This window comes from Aminobacter sp. MET-1 (assembly GCF_026521175.1).
Lineage (GTDB): Bacteria > Pseudomonadota > Alphaproteobacteria > Rhizobiales > Rhizobiaceae > Aminobacter.
Map to the genome: position 1 here is coordinate 1 of NZ_JAMSHL010000002.1, position 14,698 is coordinate 14,698.

At 63.0% G+C, this 14,698-nt stretch carries 13 protein-coding genes and 1 tRNA gene; 5 read left to right on the plus strand and 9 right to left on the minus strand.

What is annotated here, in order from left to right; all coding sequences use genetic code 11:
- From NDO48_RS02510 to NDO48_RS02520, 3 genes are all read right to left on the minus strand, one after another.
- Window positions 1–387, minus strand: a 387-nt coding sequence (locus NDO48_RS02510) for a sulfite exporter TauE/SafE family protein (RefSeq protein WP_267320805.1), incomplete at its 3' end; no start/stop codon positions are given.
- A 529-nt stretch (window positions 388–916) separates the two neighbouring features.
- Window positions 917–990, minus strand: a tRNA-Gln gene (locus NDO48_RS02515).
- A gap of 115 nt (window positions 991–1,105) precedes the next feature.
- Window positions 1,106–2,050: a lysylphosphatidylglycerol synthase transmembrane domain-containing protein gene (locus NDO48_RS02520; protein WP_267320806.1), complete on the minus strand. Its 945-nt coding sequence runs from the start codon at window positions 2,048–2,050 to the stop codon at window positions 1,106–1,108.
- A 231-nt stretch (window positions 2,051–2,281) separates the two neighbouring features.
- On the opposite strand from NDO48_RS02520, the gene NDO48_RS02525 reads away from it, so the two are divergent.
- The gene (locus NDO48_RS02525; RefSeq protein WP_416377173.1) at window positions 2,282–3,694 is read left to right on the plus strand and encodes a Ppx/GppA phosphatase family protein; all 1,413 of its coding nucleotides are present in this window, start codon (window positions 2,282–2,284) and stop codon (window positions 3,692–3,694) included.
- Complete coding sequence (locus NDO48_RS02530; protein WP_267320808.1) at window positions 3,691–4,413, plus strand: RlmE family RNA methyltransferase; 723 nt, start codon at window positions 3,691–3,693, stop codon at window positions 4,411–4,413. The genes NDO48_RS02525 and NDO48_RS02530 overlap by 4 nt, the downstream gene beginning before the upstream one ends.
- On the opposite strand, the gene NDO48_RS02535 is transcribed toward NDO48_RS02530, so the two are convergent.
- The 3 genes from NDO48_RS02535 to NDO48_RS02545 all read right to left on the minus strand — a co-directional run bounded on the left by NDO48_RS02535 (window position 4,408) and on the right by NDO48_RS02545 (window position 8,085).
- Window positions 4,408–5,832, minus strand: a complete 1,425-nt coding sequence (locus NDO48_RS02535; RefSeq protein WP_081623453.1) for an MFS transporter — start codon at window positions 5,830–5,832, stop codon at window positions 4,408–4,410. The two genes, NDO48_RS02530 and NDO48_RS02535, sit on opposite strands and share 6 nt — an antisense overlap.
- A 95-nt stretch (window positions 5,833–5,927) precedes the next feature.
- Complete coding sequence (locus NDO48_RS02540; RefSeq protein WP_267320809.1) at window positions 5,928–6,995, minus strand: M48 family metallopeptidase; 1,068 nt, start codon at window positions 6,993–6,995, stop codon at window positions 5,928–5,930.
- The gene (locus NDO48_RS02545; protein WP_267320810.1) at window positions 6,985–8,085 is read right to left on the minus strand and encodes a YjgN family protein; all 1,101 of its coding nucleotides are present in this window, start codon (window positions 8,083–8,085) and stop codon (window positions 6,985–6,987) included. Before NDO48_RS02545 ends, NDO48_RS02540 begins: the two co-directional genes overlap by 11 nt.
- Window positions 8,086–8,333: 248 nt before the next feature.
- Between NDO48_RS02545 and guaB the strand changes: the two genes are divergently transcribed.
- Both guaB and NDO48_RS02555 read left to right on the plus strand, forming a co-directional pair.
- Window positions 8,334–9,836 (plus strand): IMP dehydrogenase, encoded by a 1,503-nt coding sequence (gene guaB / locus NDO48_RS02550; protein ID WP_018427335.1) that lies wholly within the window; start codon window positions 8,334–8,336, stop codon window positions 9,834–9,836.
- Complete coding sequence (locus NDO48_RS02555) at window positions 9,833–10,417, plus strand: hypothetical protein (RefSeq protein WP_267320811.1); 585 nt, start codon at window positions 9,833–9,835, stop codon at window positions 10,415–10,417. The genes guaB and NDO48_RS02555 overlap by 4 nt, the downstream gene beginning before the upstream one ends.
- A gap of 5 nt (window positions 10,418–10,422) precedes the next feature.
- On the opposite strand, the gene NDO48_RS02560 is transcribed toward NDO48_RS02555, so the two are convergent.
- Complete coding sequence (locus NDO48_RS02560) at window positions 10,423–11,526, minus strand: hypothetical protein (protein WP_267320812.1); 1,104 nt, start codon at window positions 11,524–11,526, stop codon at window positions 10,423–10,425.
- A 125-nt stretch (window positions 11,527–11,651) separates the two neighbouring features.
- Between NDO48_RS02560 and NDO48_RS02565 the strand changes: the two genes are divergently transcribed.
- Window positions 11,652–12,071, plus strand: a complete 420-nt coding sequence (locus NDO48_RS02565) for an MAPEG family protein (RefSeq protein WP_018427338.1) — start codon at window positions 11,652–11,654, stop codon at window positions 12,069–12,071.
- 26 nt (window positions 12,072–12,097) lie between these two features.
- Here the strand turns inward: NDO48_RS02565 and rnd are convergent, their stop codons facing one another.
- Both rnd and NDO48_RS02575 read right to left on the minus strand, forming a co-directional pair.
- Window positions 12,098–13,255, minus strand: coding sequence for a ribonuclease D (gene rnd, locus NDO48_RS02570; protein ID WP_018427339.1), 1,158 nt, complete (start codon window positions 13,253–13,255; stop codon window positions 12,098–12,100).
- A gap of 82 nt (window positions 13,256–13,337) precedes the next feature.
- Window positions 13,338–14,582: an MFS transporter gene (locus tag NDO48_RS02575; RefSeq protein ID WP_018427340.1), complete on the minus strand. Its 1,245-nt coding sequence runs from the start codon at window positions 14,580–14,582 to the stop codon at window positions 13,338–13,340.
- Window positions 14,583–14,698: the final 116 nt, after the last annotated feature.

A 14,698-nucleotide genomic window follows, 5' to 3' on the forward strand; every position in this document is an offset into this window, starting at 1 on the left:
CATCAGGCCGCCGACGGTGCCCAGGAAGACGACGTAGAGCAGCGAGATGAACAGGTCGAGCTGGCCGATGGAGCGCAACAGCGCAAAGACGACGCCGCCGGCAGCGGAGCCGGCGATGCCGCCTATGAGCAGCACCGTGCCGAGCTTGAAGTCGAGGGTGCCGCGCTTGAGATGGGCGAGCGCGCCCGAAAACGACGAGGCGATGACCTGGTTGGCGCCGGTGGCGACGGCGATGGCGGGCGGGATGTTGTAGAAGATCAGCAGCGGGGTGATCAGGAAGCCGCCGCCGACCCCGAACATGCCCGACAGGAAGCCGACCGCCGCGCCCATCGCCAGCAGCACGAACACATTGACCGACATCTCAGCTATCGGGAGATAAATGCCCACCCGTCAGTACTTCCCAGAAAGCTGCTAAAGTCTCAGCTGGCAATCCGCAATTCTTGCGGTTCTTATGCCTGCCGGCGTGATGTCGTGCCGCGTTGGACCGGCGTGTCGTCCGGCCTTGTCTTGCGCAAGGCGGCAGGCCCAGGGCCACGCATGTAGTGCTTCTCCGGATGATATCGTTCACGCGTGCCGGTGCCCAACAATTCGGTAACGGTCCTCATAAGGACGAACAGTTTTTGAAGCGATGGCATTTGATTACGTCGGTCAACGGGATTGATGAGACGCTATCAGCACCGTGAAGGCATTACGTATAGCGACTGTGACCAACTGCATTCCTGGAAGGAATGGCAATCAGGCTGAGGCCTGCGAACAAGGTCGGTAAGCTGCTATCGCGGCAATTGCTTGCCAGGGCTTTCTTGCTGTTTGGGAGCGGTGCGCGGGCGAAGAGGCTCGAAATCAAGGAAACTTGATTGCAACACAGTGCGGGACGCTGGCTTGTCCTGCAAGAAAATGCGCTGGTCACGAGAAATAGTGGCTGGGGAACCTGGATTCGAACCAGGACTAACGGAGTCAGAGTCCGTGGGTCTACCGTTAACCTATTCCCCAACGAGGCCGATCTTCAGTTCGGCCGCGACGCAGTCATCAACAACGCCGCCGGTGCGCGCCTTGTAACCGGAGCCGGAAAATAGTCAACCCCGCAAGACGCGCCAATTTTTGATTTTCACACATCGCCCTCGCGGCCGCGCCGGCCGAACTGCGAATGCTCGAAGCCGAGCACCGCAATCACGCCCAGGATCAGCGGAATGATGAGGTAGAACAGCCGGAAGACGAGCAGGGCGGCAAGCACAGCTGCCGGATCCATTTCCGACAGGCCGGTGAGGAACACGACCTCGAGCACGCCAAGGCCGCCTGGCGCATGCGAAGCCTGCGCCACCGCAAACGAGAACAGGAAAATGCCGAGCACGATCAGGAAGCCCGGATTGTTTTCTGCCGGCAGGGCGAAATAGATGATCGCAGCGGCAGCGACGATCTCGAGCGGGCCGATGATCAGCTGGCGCGCGACGATCGGCAGGGCAGGGTAGTGCAGACGGAACTTGCCGATCGCCAGCGGCTTGAGATGCAGCCAGCTGCCGAACACATAGGCAGCGACGAACACCAGCATGCCGATGCCGAGCGCGATCCACCAGGCTTCGTGGCTGCCTTCGGTATAGCGGTCGAGCAGTCCGGGTTCGATCAGGATCACCACGCCGCCGACGAGCACCGAGGACAAGACGAAGGTGAACCAGCAGATCGCCACCAGCACACCGACATCCTGGCCGGTCAGCCCCTTTGTGCCATAGGCCCGGTAGCGGATGACCGCCCCCGAAAAGACCGAGCCGCCGATGTTGTGCGACAGGGCATAGGTGGTGAAGGAACAGACGGTGACGAAGAACCAGGAGACGCGCTTGCCGATATGCAGCAGCGCGATGTGGTCGTAGCCTGCAAGGGCAGCATAGGCGACGATGGAACTGAGCGCCGCCAACAACCAGCCATGCGCAGGGATGGCCTCAAGCCCGCTCCAGACATCTTCGAGGGAGATTTCGCGCCACTCGTGATAGAGCAGCCAAGCAGATACGGCGACAGCGCCGAGCCCGACGACGGGCCAGATATAATCTTTGATTCTCATGCGGTTGAGCTTGCCCGCTCCTTTCGCTCCTGCGTTTCTTCCCCTCGTTGGGCCGCATCGCCGCTCGCTTTGGGCGACCCATGTATGAGGTTTGCCTGATCGACGCCGGCTATTCAACCCAAGGCGTTGCTTTCTGTGCGGAAAGGGGCAGTACAGGGTGCGCCGGCAAAAATACGCAGGCGTGGCCTTGGTGATCGTGGCCGGCACTGATAGTCTCATTTTCAACACAAGATGAAATGCGCGTGCAGCGTCCGAAAGGTTCGCGCGGCGCCGGAAGGAAATTGCAAGGTGAAGGACCGCGAAGCTGACGCTGGCGCGTCGGATGCGGGTGTCCCAGGGGATGGTCCGTCGCCGCAAGGCACGGGGCGGTCCCAACGTGGCCGCAAAGCCACGGCGCGGCCGCAGAATGGCCAGGCCAACGGGGATGTCACGCAGCAAAAGACCAGGAAGAGGCGTAAGCGCCGCCGCGGACGCAAGGTTTTTGCGCGCGACGGCGCGCAGCCGCAGGCAGCTGGAGATGGTGCCGCGGCGGCCGCACATGCCGTGCCGAGCAAGTCTGCGACAGCACCGGCCACTCAGCCGAAACCTGCGGCAAAGCCCGCCCAATCCGATTTGCCGCGACGGCCTGCGGTCTCGGACCTGCCTGTCTTTGCCGCGCTCGACCTCGGTACCAACAATTGCCGCCTGCTGGTGGCAGTGCCTGGCCGACCCGGTCAATTCCGCGTCATCGATGCCTTTTCGCGCATCGTCCGGCTGGGCGAAGGACTTTCGGCGTCGGGGCGGCTGGGCAAGCCGGCCATGGACCGGGCCATCGAGGCGCTCAAGATCTGCGGCGACAAGCTGCGCAACCGCAAGATCAGGCGGGCGCGCCTGATCGCCACCGAGGCCTGCCGCTCGGCCGAGAATGGTGAGGAGTTCATCGACCGCGTCGAGCGCGAAGCCGGGCTGAAACTCGAGATCATCGACCGCCAGACCGAGGCGCGGCTTGCCGTCTCCGGCTGTGGCTCGCTGGTCGAGCGCGACACCGATGGCGTCGTGCTGTTCGATATCGGCGGCGGATCGTCCGAGATCGCGCTGATCGACGTCTCGCGGCACCGCTCGCCGCGACTTGCGAATCACATCGTCTCCTGGACATCGCTGCCGGTGGGCGTCGTCTCGCTCGCCGAGCGTTTCGGCGGCCGCACGGTGACGCGCGAGATTTTTGCCGCCATGGTCGACGATGTTGCAGCCCGCCTGCATGCCTTCGACGGGCGCGACCGGCTCAGCCACATCGTCGCGAGCCCGAAATTCCACCTGCTCGGCACGTCGGGCACGGTCACCACGCTGGCTGGCGTGCATCTGGAACTCGAACGCTACGACCGTCGACGTGTCGACGGTCTGTGGATGGACGGCACCAGTGTCGATCGCATGATCGAGAAGGTGCTCGGCTGGGATTTTCACGAGCGCGTGGCCAACCCCTGCATCGGCGCCGACAGGGCTGACCTTGTGCTGGCAGGCTGCGCTATACTTGAGGCCATTCGCGCCGTATGGCCGTCCGAGCGGCTCAGGGTTGCCGACCGCGGCCTGCGCGAGGGCATATTGAGCGAACTGATGGCCGATGACGGCGTGTGGCGGCGCAACTGGCGGAGCGGACAGCGCGGATGACCAAGAAACCGACCAAGTCAGGCACTTCTGCAGGCGCGACCCGCGTTCTCCGGACCAAGATCAAGAAGAAGAGCGGGCTCAAGGAATCGTCGCGCCGCTGGCTCGAACGCCACATGAACGACCCTTACGTGCAGCGCTCGAAGGCGGATGGTTATCGGTCTCGCGCGGCCTACAAGCTGATTGAGATCGACGACAAGCACCATCTGCTCAAGCCGGGCCTGAAGGTTATCGATCTCGGGGCCGCACCCGGCGGCTGGTGCCAGGTGGCGGCAGCCCGCACAAGTTCGACGGCCGAAAACCCGCATGTCGTTGGCATCGATTATCTCGAGATGGACGCCGTTCCAGGCGCGCCCGTCCTGTTGATGGATTTCCTCGACGACGATGCTCCGGCTCGCCTGTCGGAGGCGCTTGGTGGCGCACCCGACCTGGTATTGTCAGATATGGCGGCGCCGACGACCGGTCATCGTCGCACTGATCACATCCGCACGATGCATCTGTGCGAAGTGGCGGCCGATTTTGCCATTTCGGTGCTTAAGCCAGGTGGCCATTTCCTCGCCAAGACGTTCCAGGGCGGAACCGAGGCCGATCTTCTGACCTTGCTCAAGAAAAACTTCCGCACCGTCCATCACGTCAAGCCGCCGGCATCGCGTGACGAATCGGCCGAACTCTATCTGCTCGCCAAGGACTTCAAGGGCCGCAGCGAACCCGAACAGTCATAGCTGCTGCGGCTCTTCCGCCGGCATTTCGGACTTGCGGTGGCCTGAGATGGCGCCGCCGGCATCGGGCGCCATCCGCGCGAACATCAGGATCGGCATTGCCGTGATCACGGCAATGACCAGGAAGGCGAAGGTGAAGCCGGCGCCGCCGATGGCCTGGTCGGTGAACAGGCTCCAAAGTTCCAGCGCGCCACCGCCAACGGCGACGCCGAGGGCAACCGTGATCTGCTGTGCCGCCGCCGAAATCGCCGTTGCCTGTCCGCTCTGGGCCGGTTCCACGTCGGCGAATACCAAGGCGTTGGACGAGGTGAAGAACAGCGAGCGCAGGAAGCCCGCCAGGAACAGCACCGACAGCACCACCAGATAAGGCGTCTGCGCGGTGAAGAAGCCGTTGATCGCAATCAGGCAGGCCGACGCTCCCGAGGCGACGAGCAGCACGGTGCGAAAGCCGATCAAGCGTAGGATGCGTGGCGCCACGAACTTCATCGACAGCGCGCCCGCGGCGGTGGCGAAGGTGATCATGCCCGATTGGAATGGCGTCAGCCCGAAGCCCAGCTGGAACAGCAGCGGCAGCAGGAAGGGCGTTGCACCGACGCCGATGCGAAACAGCGAGCCGCCGACGATGGCGGTCCTGAAGACCGGGTTGGAGAACAGCTTGAGATCGAGCAGCGGATAGGCCGTCTGCCGCGCGTGCTGGATGTAGAGCAGGGCGCAGACCACGCCGACGCTGATGGTCATGGCTCCCACGACGGGCGGCAGCGCCGGCAGGCTGACGACCGAAAGGCCGAAGACGATGCCCGATGCCGCAATCGCCGACAGGAAGAAGCCTTTGACATCGACGGGCTGCGTCGGCTCCGGCGGAATTTCAGGCAGGAAGCGCCCCGACAGCCAGATGCCGACGATGCCGATCGGGATATTGATCAAGAAGATCCAGTGCCAGGCGAAGAAGGTGGTGATGAAGCCGCCCACGGGCGGCCCGACCAACGGGCCGATGAGAGCAGGGATCGTCAGCGTCGCCATCGCCGAGACAAGTCCGCTCTTTTCGGTCGTCCGCACGAGCACCAGACGCGCCACCGGCGTCATCATCGAGCCGCCCATTCCTTGCAGGAAGCGCGCCAGCACGAAGGCGCCCAGCGAGTTTGACAGCGCACAGGCGATCGAGCCGACCATGAACACGCCGATTGCCACGCGGAACACACGCTTGGCGCCGAAGCGGTCGGCCATCCACGAACTGATCGGAATGAAGATGGCGAGCGAGACGAGATAGGCGGTGAGTGCCAGCTTCAGCGCAATCGGGCTTGTGCCGATGTCGGTGGCGATCGCCGGCAGCGACGTGGAGATCACGGTCGAGTCCATGTTCTCCATGAACAATGCAACCGCGAGAATGAGCGGGGTGGTTCGGTTTATGGATGCACTCGACATTGAGCTACTCTGGGCAACGGCTGGCTGGCCGATTGGTGGGCTATCACGGAAATGCCAACGTGTCCGCTGCCAGGGCCGGTTGCTGCTCGGGCCAGTCAGTTCGAGGCGGTAATCTCGCGGGCATAACGTTGTGTTTCGGCGATGCGTTCCGGGGTTGCAGGGTGTGTTGACAGAAAGTTGCCTTCGGCGTGATCGCCGAGCTTGTTACGCAAAAGTTCGAAGAAGCGGGCAATGGCGGCGGGGTCCTTGCCGGCCTTGTGCATGAGCTCCACGCTGAAACGGTCGGCGTCGGTCTCGGCGTCGCGCGAGTAAGACAGGCTGAGCAAGGCCGCGCCCTGGACCATGATGTCTTCGGTTCCCGAACCGATGTCGCCGCCGATCAGCATGATAAGTGCCGTAACGCCTGCCGCACGATAAAGCTGACGCAGGCTGTGCCTGTGGTCGACATGGCCGATCTCGTGTCCGAGCACACCAAGGATCATGTCGTTGTCCGCGCCCGCCAGCTCCACCAGCTCATCGGTCAGGACCACGGTTCCATCGGGCAGGGCAAAGGCATTTGGCCCGATGGGACCGCCGGCGCGAAAGTTGAGCGAATAGGCGGGACGCTTCGACGCCGGCTCGTCCGTCAGCGCGACGAGTTCGGCAAAGCCGTCGCTGAGTGACTTCTGGCGTTCAGGGCTGAGCTTGCTCGGCTCGAAGATCGCCTGGTCGAGCGAGGCCAGCGTGCCCTTGCTCATCAGGGTGCTGACCGCAGGTGGGGTGACCGCAACGGCGACCTCGACCAGCAGCGGCACGGCGTAGCGATAGACTGCGGCACCAAGCAGGACGGTTGCAAGCACGAAGGCGATCAGCCGCGGGCGGAACCGCTCCAACTGGTGGATGAAACCGACAGGACCTTTCGCGTGGCGCCCGACAAGCCGGTCGATGCCGTCATTGTCTGATGTCTCGAACACGCCGCTGCCGGGGAAGGTGATCTTCCGGGGGATCGAGCCGACGCGATCGGACACCTTGGTGCCCTGAAATGCGCCCCAGGCAAGCACAGTGCCCGCGCCGTCGGTGACGGAGGTCGTGCCATCGGCGGCAATCGCCAGTCGCGCATCGACGGCTCGGGCTTCTCCCGCTTTCCGCCAAAGGCCGGCGACGGGCGCCTGTTCAGAAGCCAAGGTCGAACCCCTCTACATCAAGGAATTCGGAACCTGTCGCTGTACCTGCGTTCTGCAGGTCGCTGGCATAGGCGTCCAGCGACCCGGTCGTGTCGAGTGCGGTCACCGTCGCCATGTAGCTCGCCATCCTGATCGCCGCCCATGGCCGGGCGAGGCCGAGGGTGAACAACGTGGCGAAGAGATTGCTGATCGAGATCCAGGCAAAGCGCCCGCGGCCGATGGACGAGGCCAGCATGTGCCGCCCATCGATGACGGTTTCGTTGAAGACGACATTGCGGACGCCGGCGCGATAGATCAGGCCGGCCAGCATGACCACCAGGAACAGCGGGATCATTGCGACATACAGGGTGACCACCATCATCCCGATCGACCAGCCGCTGGGATTTGCGCTGTCGATTTCAGGTAGTCTTCCCGACATCAGGATCGCCATCACGATGCCGAAGCCGATTATGCCTCCGCCGATCAGAATGAACGCCGGCAGCCACATCTGGCCGTAGAGCTTGTTCAGCCGGGGATCGCACTCGATTGGCCGCCCGCCATAACGCAGGTTGCCGAGCATGTAGTGCCACATCCAGCGCGAAGAGATGGGCGTGAGCAGCCCGGCGGAGAGATAGATAAGCAGGCCGCCGACAATATAGGCCATGAAAGCCCCCCAATATCCGCCGGTGAAATCGAAGCGGACATTGCGATAGCTCGTCACGCGCGCGTTGAAGCGCAGCCCGCGCATGATGAACCAGGGGATCGCAAACAAGAAGATCGCGAACACGAGCAGGCCGAACACAGGGAAGAAGTTCACGACGACGTTGTAACTGACCAGCATCGCAACGACGATGATGCGCCCGACAAGGATGCGCCATGGCAACGCGTGATAGTCGAAGGTGGCACCGGCAAGATGCGTGTTGCCATAGAAGTAACGCTGGCGGCGCACCTTGGCCCATGCCGAGTAGATGCCAAGTGTGAGGATCGTCAAAAGCACGTTGACGATCCAGATACCGAAATATTCGCGTGGGGTACCCGTGAAGCTGAATGGCTCACGGTGCATTGCGAGACTTGGCACGGCAGCCGGCAGCGGGCCTGACATGTCGTTCATGTTGCTTTGTCCCCTGCAATTCCAGGCTGAATGCCACTCTGAGCACCTTGCCAAAAAAGTGAGTCGGCGCAAGCGGTGGCGATCCCTGCTGCGTCGATTGGCCTGCAACGCGCGCTTTTCATTGGCGCGAAGACGTGTTACCAGCCAGCGCCAATCCTGAAAGGGAAATTGAGGAGTCGGCGCTGCATACCTTTGGTTCCAGCGCCCTTTTTCGCATTCCCTTTTCTGCACATATGTAAGGAGTGGCCATGGCGAAAATCATCGAATCCTCCACCGGCGCGCTGGCGCTCACTTTTGACGACGTGCTGCTGCAGCCCGGTCATTCGGAAGTCATGCCCGGCGAGACAGATATCCGCACCCGCATCGCCGGTGATATCGACCTCAACGTGCCGATCATCTCGGCCGCCATGGACACGGTCACCGAGGCGCGCCTCGCCATTGCCATGGCCCAGGCCGGCGGCATCGGCGTCATCCATCGCAATTTCACGCCGGCCGAGCAGGCTGAGCAGGTCCGCCAGGTCAAGAAGTTCGAATCGGGCATGGTCATCAACCCGGTCACCATCGGGCCGGATGCCACGCTCGCCGACGCGCTGTCCTTGATGCGCCACTATACGATTTCGGGCATTCCGGTCGTCGAGAACGGTGGCACCGGCGGTCAGAAGACCGGCCGTCTGGTCGGCATCCTCACCAATCGCGACGTGCGTTTCGCTTCGGACCCCGCCCAGAAGGTCTACGAGCTGATGACGCGCGAGAACCTGATCACGGTCAAGGAGAACGTCGATCAGGAAGAGGCGAAGCGCCTCCTGCATAAGCACCGCATCGAAAAGCTGCTGGTCGTCGACAAGCAGGGCAATTGCGTCGGTCTCATCACTGTCAAGGACATCGAGAAGTCGCAGCTCAACCCCAATGCCACCAAGGATTCGCAGGGCCGCCTGCGTGCTGCCGCCGCCACCAGCGTCGGCGATGACGGCTTCGAGCGTGCCGAGCGCCTGATCGATGCAGGTGTCGACCTTCTGGTCATCGACACGGCCCACGGCCATTCGCAGCGCGTCCTCGACGCCGTTGCCCGCGCCAAGAAGATCTCGAATTCGGTCCGCATCATGGCCGGCAATGTCGCAACCGCCGAGGGCGCCCAGGCGCTGATCGACGCGGGCGCCGATGCGGTCAAGGTCGGCATCGGCCCCGGCTCGATCTGCACCACCCGCATCGTCGCCGGCGTCGGCGTGCCGCAGCTTTCGGCGATCATGTCGGCGGTGGAAGCGGCGCAGAAGTCGAATGTCACTGTGGTGGCCGACGGCGGCATCAAGTTCTCGGGCGATCTCGCCAAGGCACTCGCCGCAGGCGCTGGAGCGGCCATGATCGGCTCGCTGCTGGCTGGCACCGACGAGAGCCCGGGCGAGGTCTATCTGCACCAGGGCCGCTCCTTCAAGGCCTATCGCGGCATGGGTTCGGTGGGCGCCATGGCGCGCGGTTCGGCCGACCGCTACTTCCAGGCCGAGGTGCGCGACACGCTCAAGCTCGTGCCCGAGGGGATCGAGGGCCAGGTCCCCTACAAGGGCCCGGTTGCAGGCGTGCTGCACCAGCTCGCCGGTGGCCTCAAGGCGGCCATGGGTTATGTCGGCGGCCGCGATCTCGAGGACTTCCGCCAGCGCGCTACCTTCGTGCGCATCTCCAATGCCGGCTTGCGCGAAAGCCACGCCCATGACGTGACCATCACCCGCGAAAGCCCGAACTACCCGGGCGGCGCGTGATCCAAACGATCCTCAGGCTGCGCCGACACGCAGCCGCACTCAGCTTCGCCTCGGCGGCGGTCTTCGCCGCCATGACGATGCTGGAGTTCCTCTACTTCCGCAGATTGAGCGGCGGCATGTCGTCGCTCGATCTCCGGTTCTGGGGTTTTTCCGAGAGCGAGGGCTTTGCCTGGGTGGCGGGCCTCGGTCGCCCCGGCGCCGAGACCATCCTGGTCTGGCATTACCTTACCTTCGATCTGGTCTTCCCGACATTGCTGTCGGCCACGCTGGTCAGTCTGATCCTCAAGTCAGGAGATCGCCTGCCGCGCTTTTCAACCCTGTCTGATCGCCTGCGGGCAACCCTCGCGCTGGTTCTGGTGCTGCCTTACACGATATCGGATTACGCCCAGAACCTCGTCGTCGCGCGCATCCTCTCCGACCCGCCATCGGCTGGTGCCGAGGCGATGGCGCTCGCATCCGGTCTGATCGTCGTCAAGTTTGCATTCCTGGCGGTGCCGGTCATTACAATCGCGGCCCTTGTCCTGGCGGCGAGGCGAGCGCGGCCGAATTCAGCTGACCTCGGAAGCCACGGGGCCAGCTGATCGGCTCACAGCCGTATCGAGATTTTCTGCTTCTTCTCGGAGACCGATCCGTCGATGAACTCGAGGTAGTGGGCAAGCAACCCGCGCAGGGTTTCGCCCCTAGTGCGTTCGTTGCGGTCCTTCCTGGCGGCGTCCAGGGACATGGCCGTCAGGTCCAGATCCGGCTCGTGGCCATCCTCGACGGGCGCAGTCTGCCAAGAGGATGCGGCTCCACTTATGCCGCTCAGTGCCTGGACAATGGCCCGTGCCGCCTGTGAACCGTCCGCGCCCGACGGTTCCTTGCTCGCCTGGGCTTCCTTCAGTGCCTTCTGGACTTTCTCCGGAATGGCTGCCGCTTCCTCGAGCTTTTCCTTGGCTTCGGCGGTCTCGATGGCCTTCAAATCCTCGGCGGTCGTTTCCTCGTCAACGACGTCGATCGAGGATTTCTTCTGGCCAACGAGCGTCTCTTCGACCGACTTGGCTCCCCAAGTGACTGCTTCCAACCGTTGCGACGCCTTGCTGCCGGCCTGGCCGGCAAGCCCTTCCGATACCGCCTCGTAGACCCTTTTTGCGGACTCGCCTTCAGGTTCGGCGAATGCTTCGAAGAGGTCGACGACGTTCATGCCGCCGAGGCGGAAGCCAATGGCATCCTCAAGCATCTTCCTGAGACCGCTGTCGCTTGCCAGAAACTCGGTCTTGAATTTTTCGAGGACGAGCTTGGCGACGGCACGAAAGGTGACGCCGTTCTCGCCGGGTTTCGGGATCGAAAAATCGTCCTGCGAGCCGACGCCGATACTCTTGATCAGAGCCTTGTCGCGCCAGCTGCTGCCTTCCTCGACGGCCTTTGGATCGCCGTCACGGCCGACACCCATCTTGCCGTTGAGATAGTCGACGGCCCTCTCGACCATTGCGAACATTGCTTCCATCGGCGTCAGACTGATGCCGAAATAGTGTTCGTTGATCGCCTGCATGTCCTTTGGACGCGCCGGCGTTGCCGGTGCCATTCCGTTGAGCGGCGCCAAGCCCGAACCCCGAACGTCCTCGCGCATCGCGCGCTCGCGTGCGTAGGTTGCCGACTGAATGACGGTCAGGGCAGGCTGATAACGATTGGCAGTTGCCGGAAGCATCATGTTCGGTCGATCATTGAACTGCGTTGGGAAAGATTCAGCCGAAACCTGTAAATTCTCCATTAAGCACAGCGGGCATGCAATGCTTGAGCTTAACCTGAAATAGATCGCTGATCCGAGGAAAACTGATGAACCAAACTGCCATCTTCTGGCCCATGCTTGCGCAAGTCTTGCTGGTCTATATCGTCTATGGCGTGCTTTCGGCGCGGCGCCGGAACGCGGTCCGCTCGGGCGAGGCCCGCATCAATCAGTTCAAGACGCGCGCTGCCGAGCCCGAATCGAGCATCACCGCCGCCAACAACATCATCAACCAGTTCGAATTGCCGGTGCTCTTCTACGCCGCCTGCCTGTCGCTCTACATGACGTCAGGCGTGTCTTATGTCGCGCTCGTTCTGGCCTGGCTGTTCGTAACGACGCGCTATGCGCATGCCTGGTTCCACCTGACCACCAACAGGGTCAAGTTCCGCAGCCGGGCATTCATCCTCGGCGCAGCGCTGCTGGCGTTGTTGTGGATCTGGTTTGCGCTGCACCTCGCAGGCGCAGTCTAGGAAGAGGAGGGGCGAGGCTCTGCGCCTCAGCCCTCGATGTCGAAAATCGCGATGCGGCGCTTGTCGAACTTGATTGCGATCTCGCCGCGCACCAGCCGGAGCGCAGATTCGCCGAACACGGCACGGCGCCAGCCCTGCAGGGCTGGCACGTCGGCGGCTTCGCCTTCGGCGGCGATCCGGTCGATGTCGTCGCCCGAGGCAAGCACCTTGGTCGCCACGCCTTCCTTCTCGGAAACCAGCCTGAGCAGGACCTTGAGCAGTTCGGCTGCGGCGCTCGAGCCTTCCGGCGGCTGGAACGTCTTGGGCAGGCGGGGCATCTGGTCGCGCGGAATGTCGAGTGCCGCGTTGACCACGGCAAGCAATGACGCTGCCGGCGACGAGCGTTCCCAGCCCTTGGGCGTGGTGCGCAGACGGGAAAGTGCGGTGGCGTCGCGCGGCGCCTGCTGGGCGATCTCGTAGATGGCGTCATCCTTGAGCACGCGGCCGCGGGGCACGTTGCGATCGCGCGCCTCGCGCTCGCGCCAGGCGGCAACCGCCTGCACGATGGCGAGCTCCTGTGGCTTGCGCAGCCGCATCTTCAGCCGCTTCCAGGCATCCTCGGGATGCGGGTCGTAGGTATCGCGGGAGGTCAGGACCTCCATCTCCTCGTTCAGCCAATGGGCGCGGTTCTCGCGCTCCAGCTCGGTCTTCAGGTGCTCGTAGACGCCGATGAGATGGGTGACATCGGCCAGCGCATAGTCGAGCTGCTTTTCCGACAGCGGGCGGTGTCGCCAGTCGGTGAAGCGCGACGACTTGTCGATGCGCCCGCCCGTCACCTTCTGTACGATCTGTTCGTAAGAGACGCTGTCGCCGAAGCCGCAGACCATCGCCGCCACCTGGGTGTCGAAGACAGGGTGCGGAATGAGATTGCCCAGGTGGAAGATGATTTCGATGTCCTGCCGGGCGGCATGGAACACCTTGGTCACCGCTTCGTTGCCCATCAGCCGGAAGAACGGCGCAAGATCGAGGCCGGGCGCCAGGGGGTCGACAAGCGCCGACACGCCGGGTGCCGCCATCTGAATCAGGCAGAGCTCGGGCCAGAAAGTGGTTTCGCGAATGAACTCGGTGTCGACCGTAACGAAATTGGATTTTTCGAGCGCGGCTACGGCAGTTTCGAGTTCTTCCTGGGTCGTTATTACATGCATAATATTGCTTTGGTCAGAACGCGTTGTCTTTCCATTTCAGCCACGCGCCCATTCGTCAAGCGTTCGTCGCGCCGTCCGACGGTTAGACGGCGTTTGAATCGTTGCCATTGCCTGTGCGGCCGGCAAAACGCGCAAAAATCGGCGATGTTCTCAAGAGGGCGAAGAATCGGCTGCGATGCCCTGCGGGCACCGGCGAGCGCGCGCCCATGCGATAGGCGATGACGACGATGAAGATGAGATAGATGCTGGCGGCGAATGCAAACAGCGAATGCGGCCCATAGCGTTCCATGAACAGCGAGGCGACCAGCGGTCCGGCAATCGCCCCCACCGAGTAGAACAGCATCAGCGCTGCGTTCACCAGTACGAACTCGCCTTTCTCGGCCCGGTCGTTGGCGTGTGCTGCCGACAGCGAGTAGAGCGGCATCGCAAACGAGCCGAAGACGAAGACGAGCGCGAAATTGGCAATCGTCGAGTTGCCGGCGAGGAAAACGAGCATCAGCGCCGAGATCATGGCACCGGCGGTGGTGACGAGCAGCACAAGCCGCCGGTCCCACAGGTCTGACAGATAGCCGAGCGGGTACTGGATCAGCGCGCCGCCGATGATGCCGACGCTGACGAAGGTGACGACGTCCGTCACCGACATGCCGATCTGCTCGGCATAGATCGGGCTCATCGTGCGGAAGGCGCTGTTGGTGATGCCGACGAAGATGCAACCCACCGCACCCAGCGGTGAAATCTGCCAGGCGCGCTTGAGGTCGAGCTTGACGTCTTCGGGCGGTGTCGGGTTGGAGCGGTCGCCGAGCGACACCGGCACCAGCGACAGCGTGATCATGATCGACATGATGGCGAAGATGGTGAAGCCGCCTGCGCCAAAGACGGGGATCATGAACTGCGCGCCCGTTACCGAGCCGATGTCGATGATGCGGTAGATCGCCAGCACCCGGGCGCGGTCGTGGTTGGAGGCGCCGGAGTTGAGCCAGCTTTCCATTACGGTGAACAGCCCGGCAAAACAGAATCCGGTGGTGAAGCGGATCAGCGACCACATGAACGGATCAATGATCAGCACCAGCGTCAGCGTCGCGGCCGCGGCGATGGCTGCAAGGGTGGCGAAGGCGCGAACGTGGCCGACGGCCTTCATCATCCGGGTGATGAAGATGCAGCCCAAAAGGAAGCCGATGAAATAGGCCGTTCCCATCAGCCCGATGGTTGCGGGCGTGAAGCCTTCCTGGGCGCCGCGCAATGCGATCAGCGTACCCTGCAGGCCGTTGCCGCCCAGCAAGATGCCAGCCGTGATGAGAAGGGGGATCAGGGGGCGTATGGAGTACATTCGACAGCGCGACAAAAACCTGACTTGGCTACAGTTACCCCGACCGGTCAACGTCTTACCGTCACTGGTGCGACATATTTCGTCGGCTGCGCCAACCTTGGCTTTCAGGTAGCGGA

Coding starts and splice junctions, on each gene's coding strand:
- NDO48_RS02520 (WP_267320806.1), bottom strand. CDS start 2,050: ATGAGAATCAAAGATTATATCTGGCCCGTCGTCGGGCTCGGCGCTGTC.
- NDO48_RS02525 (WP_416377173.1), top strand. CDS start 2,282: ATGAAATGCGCGTGCAGCGTCCGAAAGGTTCGCGCGGCGCCGGAAGGA.
- NDO48_RS02530 (WP_267320808.1), top strand. CDS start 3,691: ATGACCAAGAAACCGACCAAGTCAGGCACTTCTGCAGGCGCGACCCGC.
- NDO48_RS02535 (WP_081623453.1), bottom strand. CDS start 5,832: ATGTCGAGTGCATCCATAAACCGAACCACCCCGCTCATTCTCGCGGTT.
- NDO48_RS02545 (WP_267320810.1), bottom strand. CDS start 8,085: ATGAACGACATGTCAGGCCCGCTGCCGGCTGCCGTGCCAAGTCTCGCA.
- guaB (WP_018427335.1), top strand. CDS start 8,334: ATGGCGAAAATCATCGAATCCTCCACCGGCGCGCTGGCGCTCACTTTT.
- NDO48_RS02560 (WP_267320812.1), bottom strand. CDS start 11,526: ATGATGCTTCCGGCAACTGCCAATCGTTATCAGCCTGCCCTGACCGTC.
- NDO48_RS02565 (WP_018427338.1), top strand. CDS start 11,652: ATGAACCAAACTGCCATCTTCTGGCCCATGCTTGCGCAAGTCTTGCTG.
- rnd (WP_018427339.1), bottom strand. CDS start 13,255: ATGCATGTAATAACGACCCAGGAAGAACTCGAAACTGCCGTAGCCGCG.
- NDO48_RS02575 (WP_018427340.1), bottom strand. CDS start 14,582: ATGTACTCCATACGCCCCCTGATCCCCCTTCTCATCACGGCTGGCATC.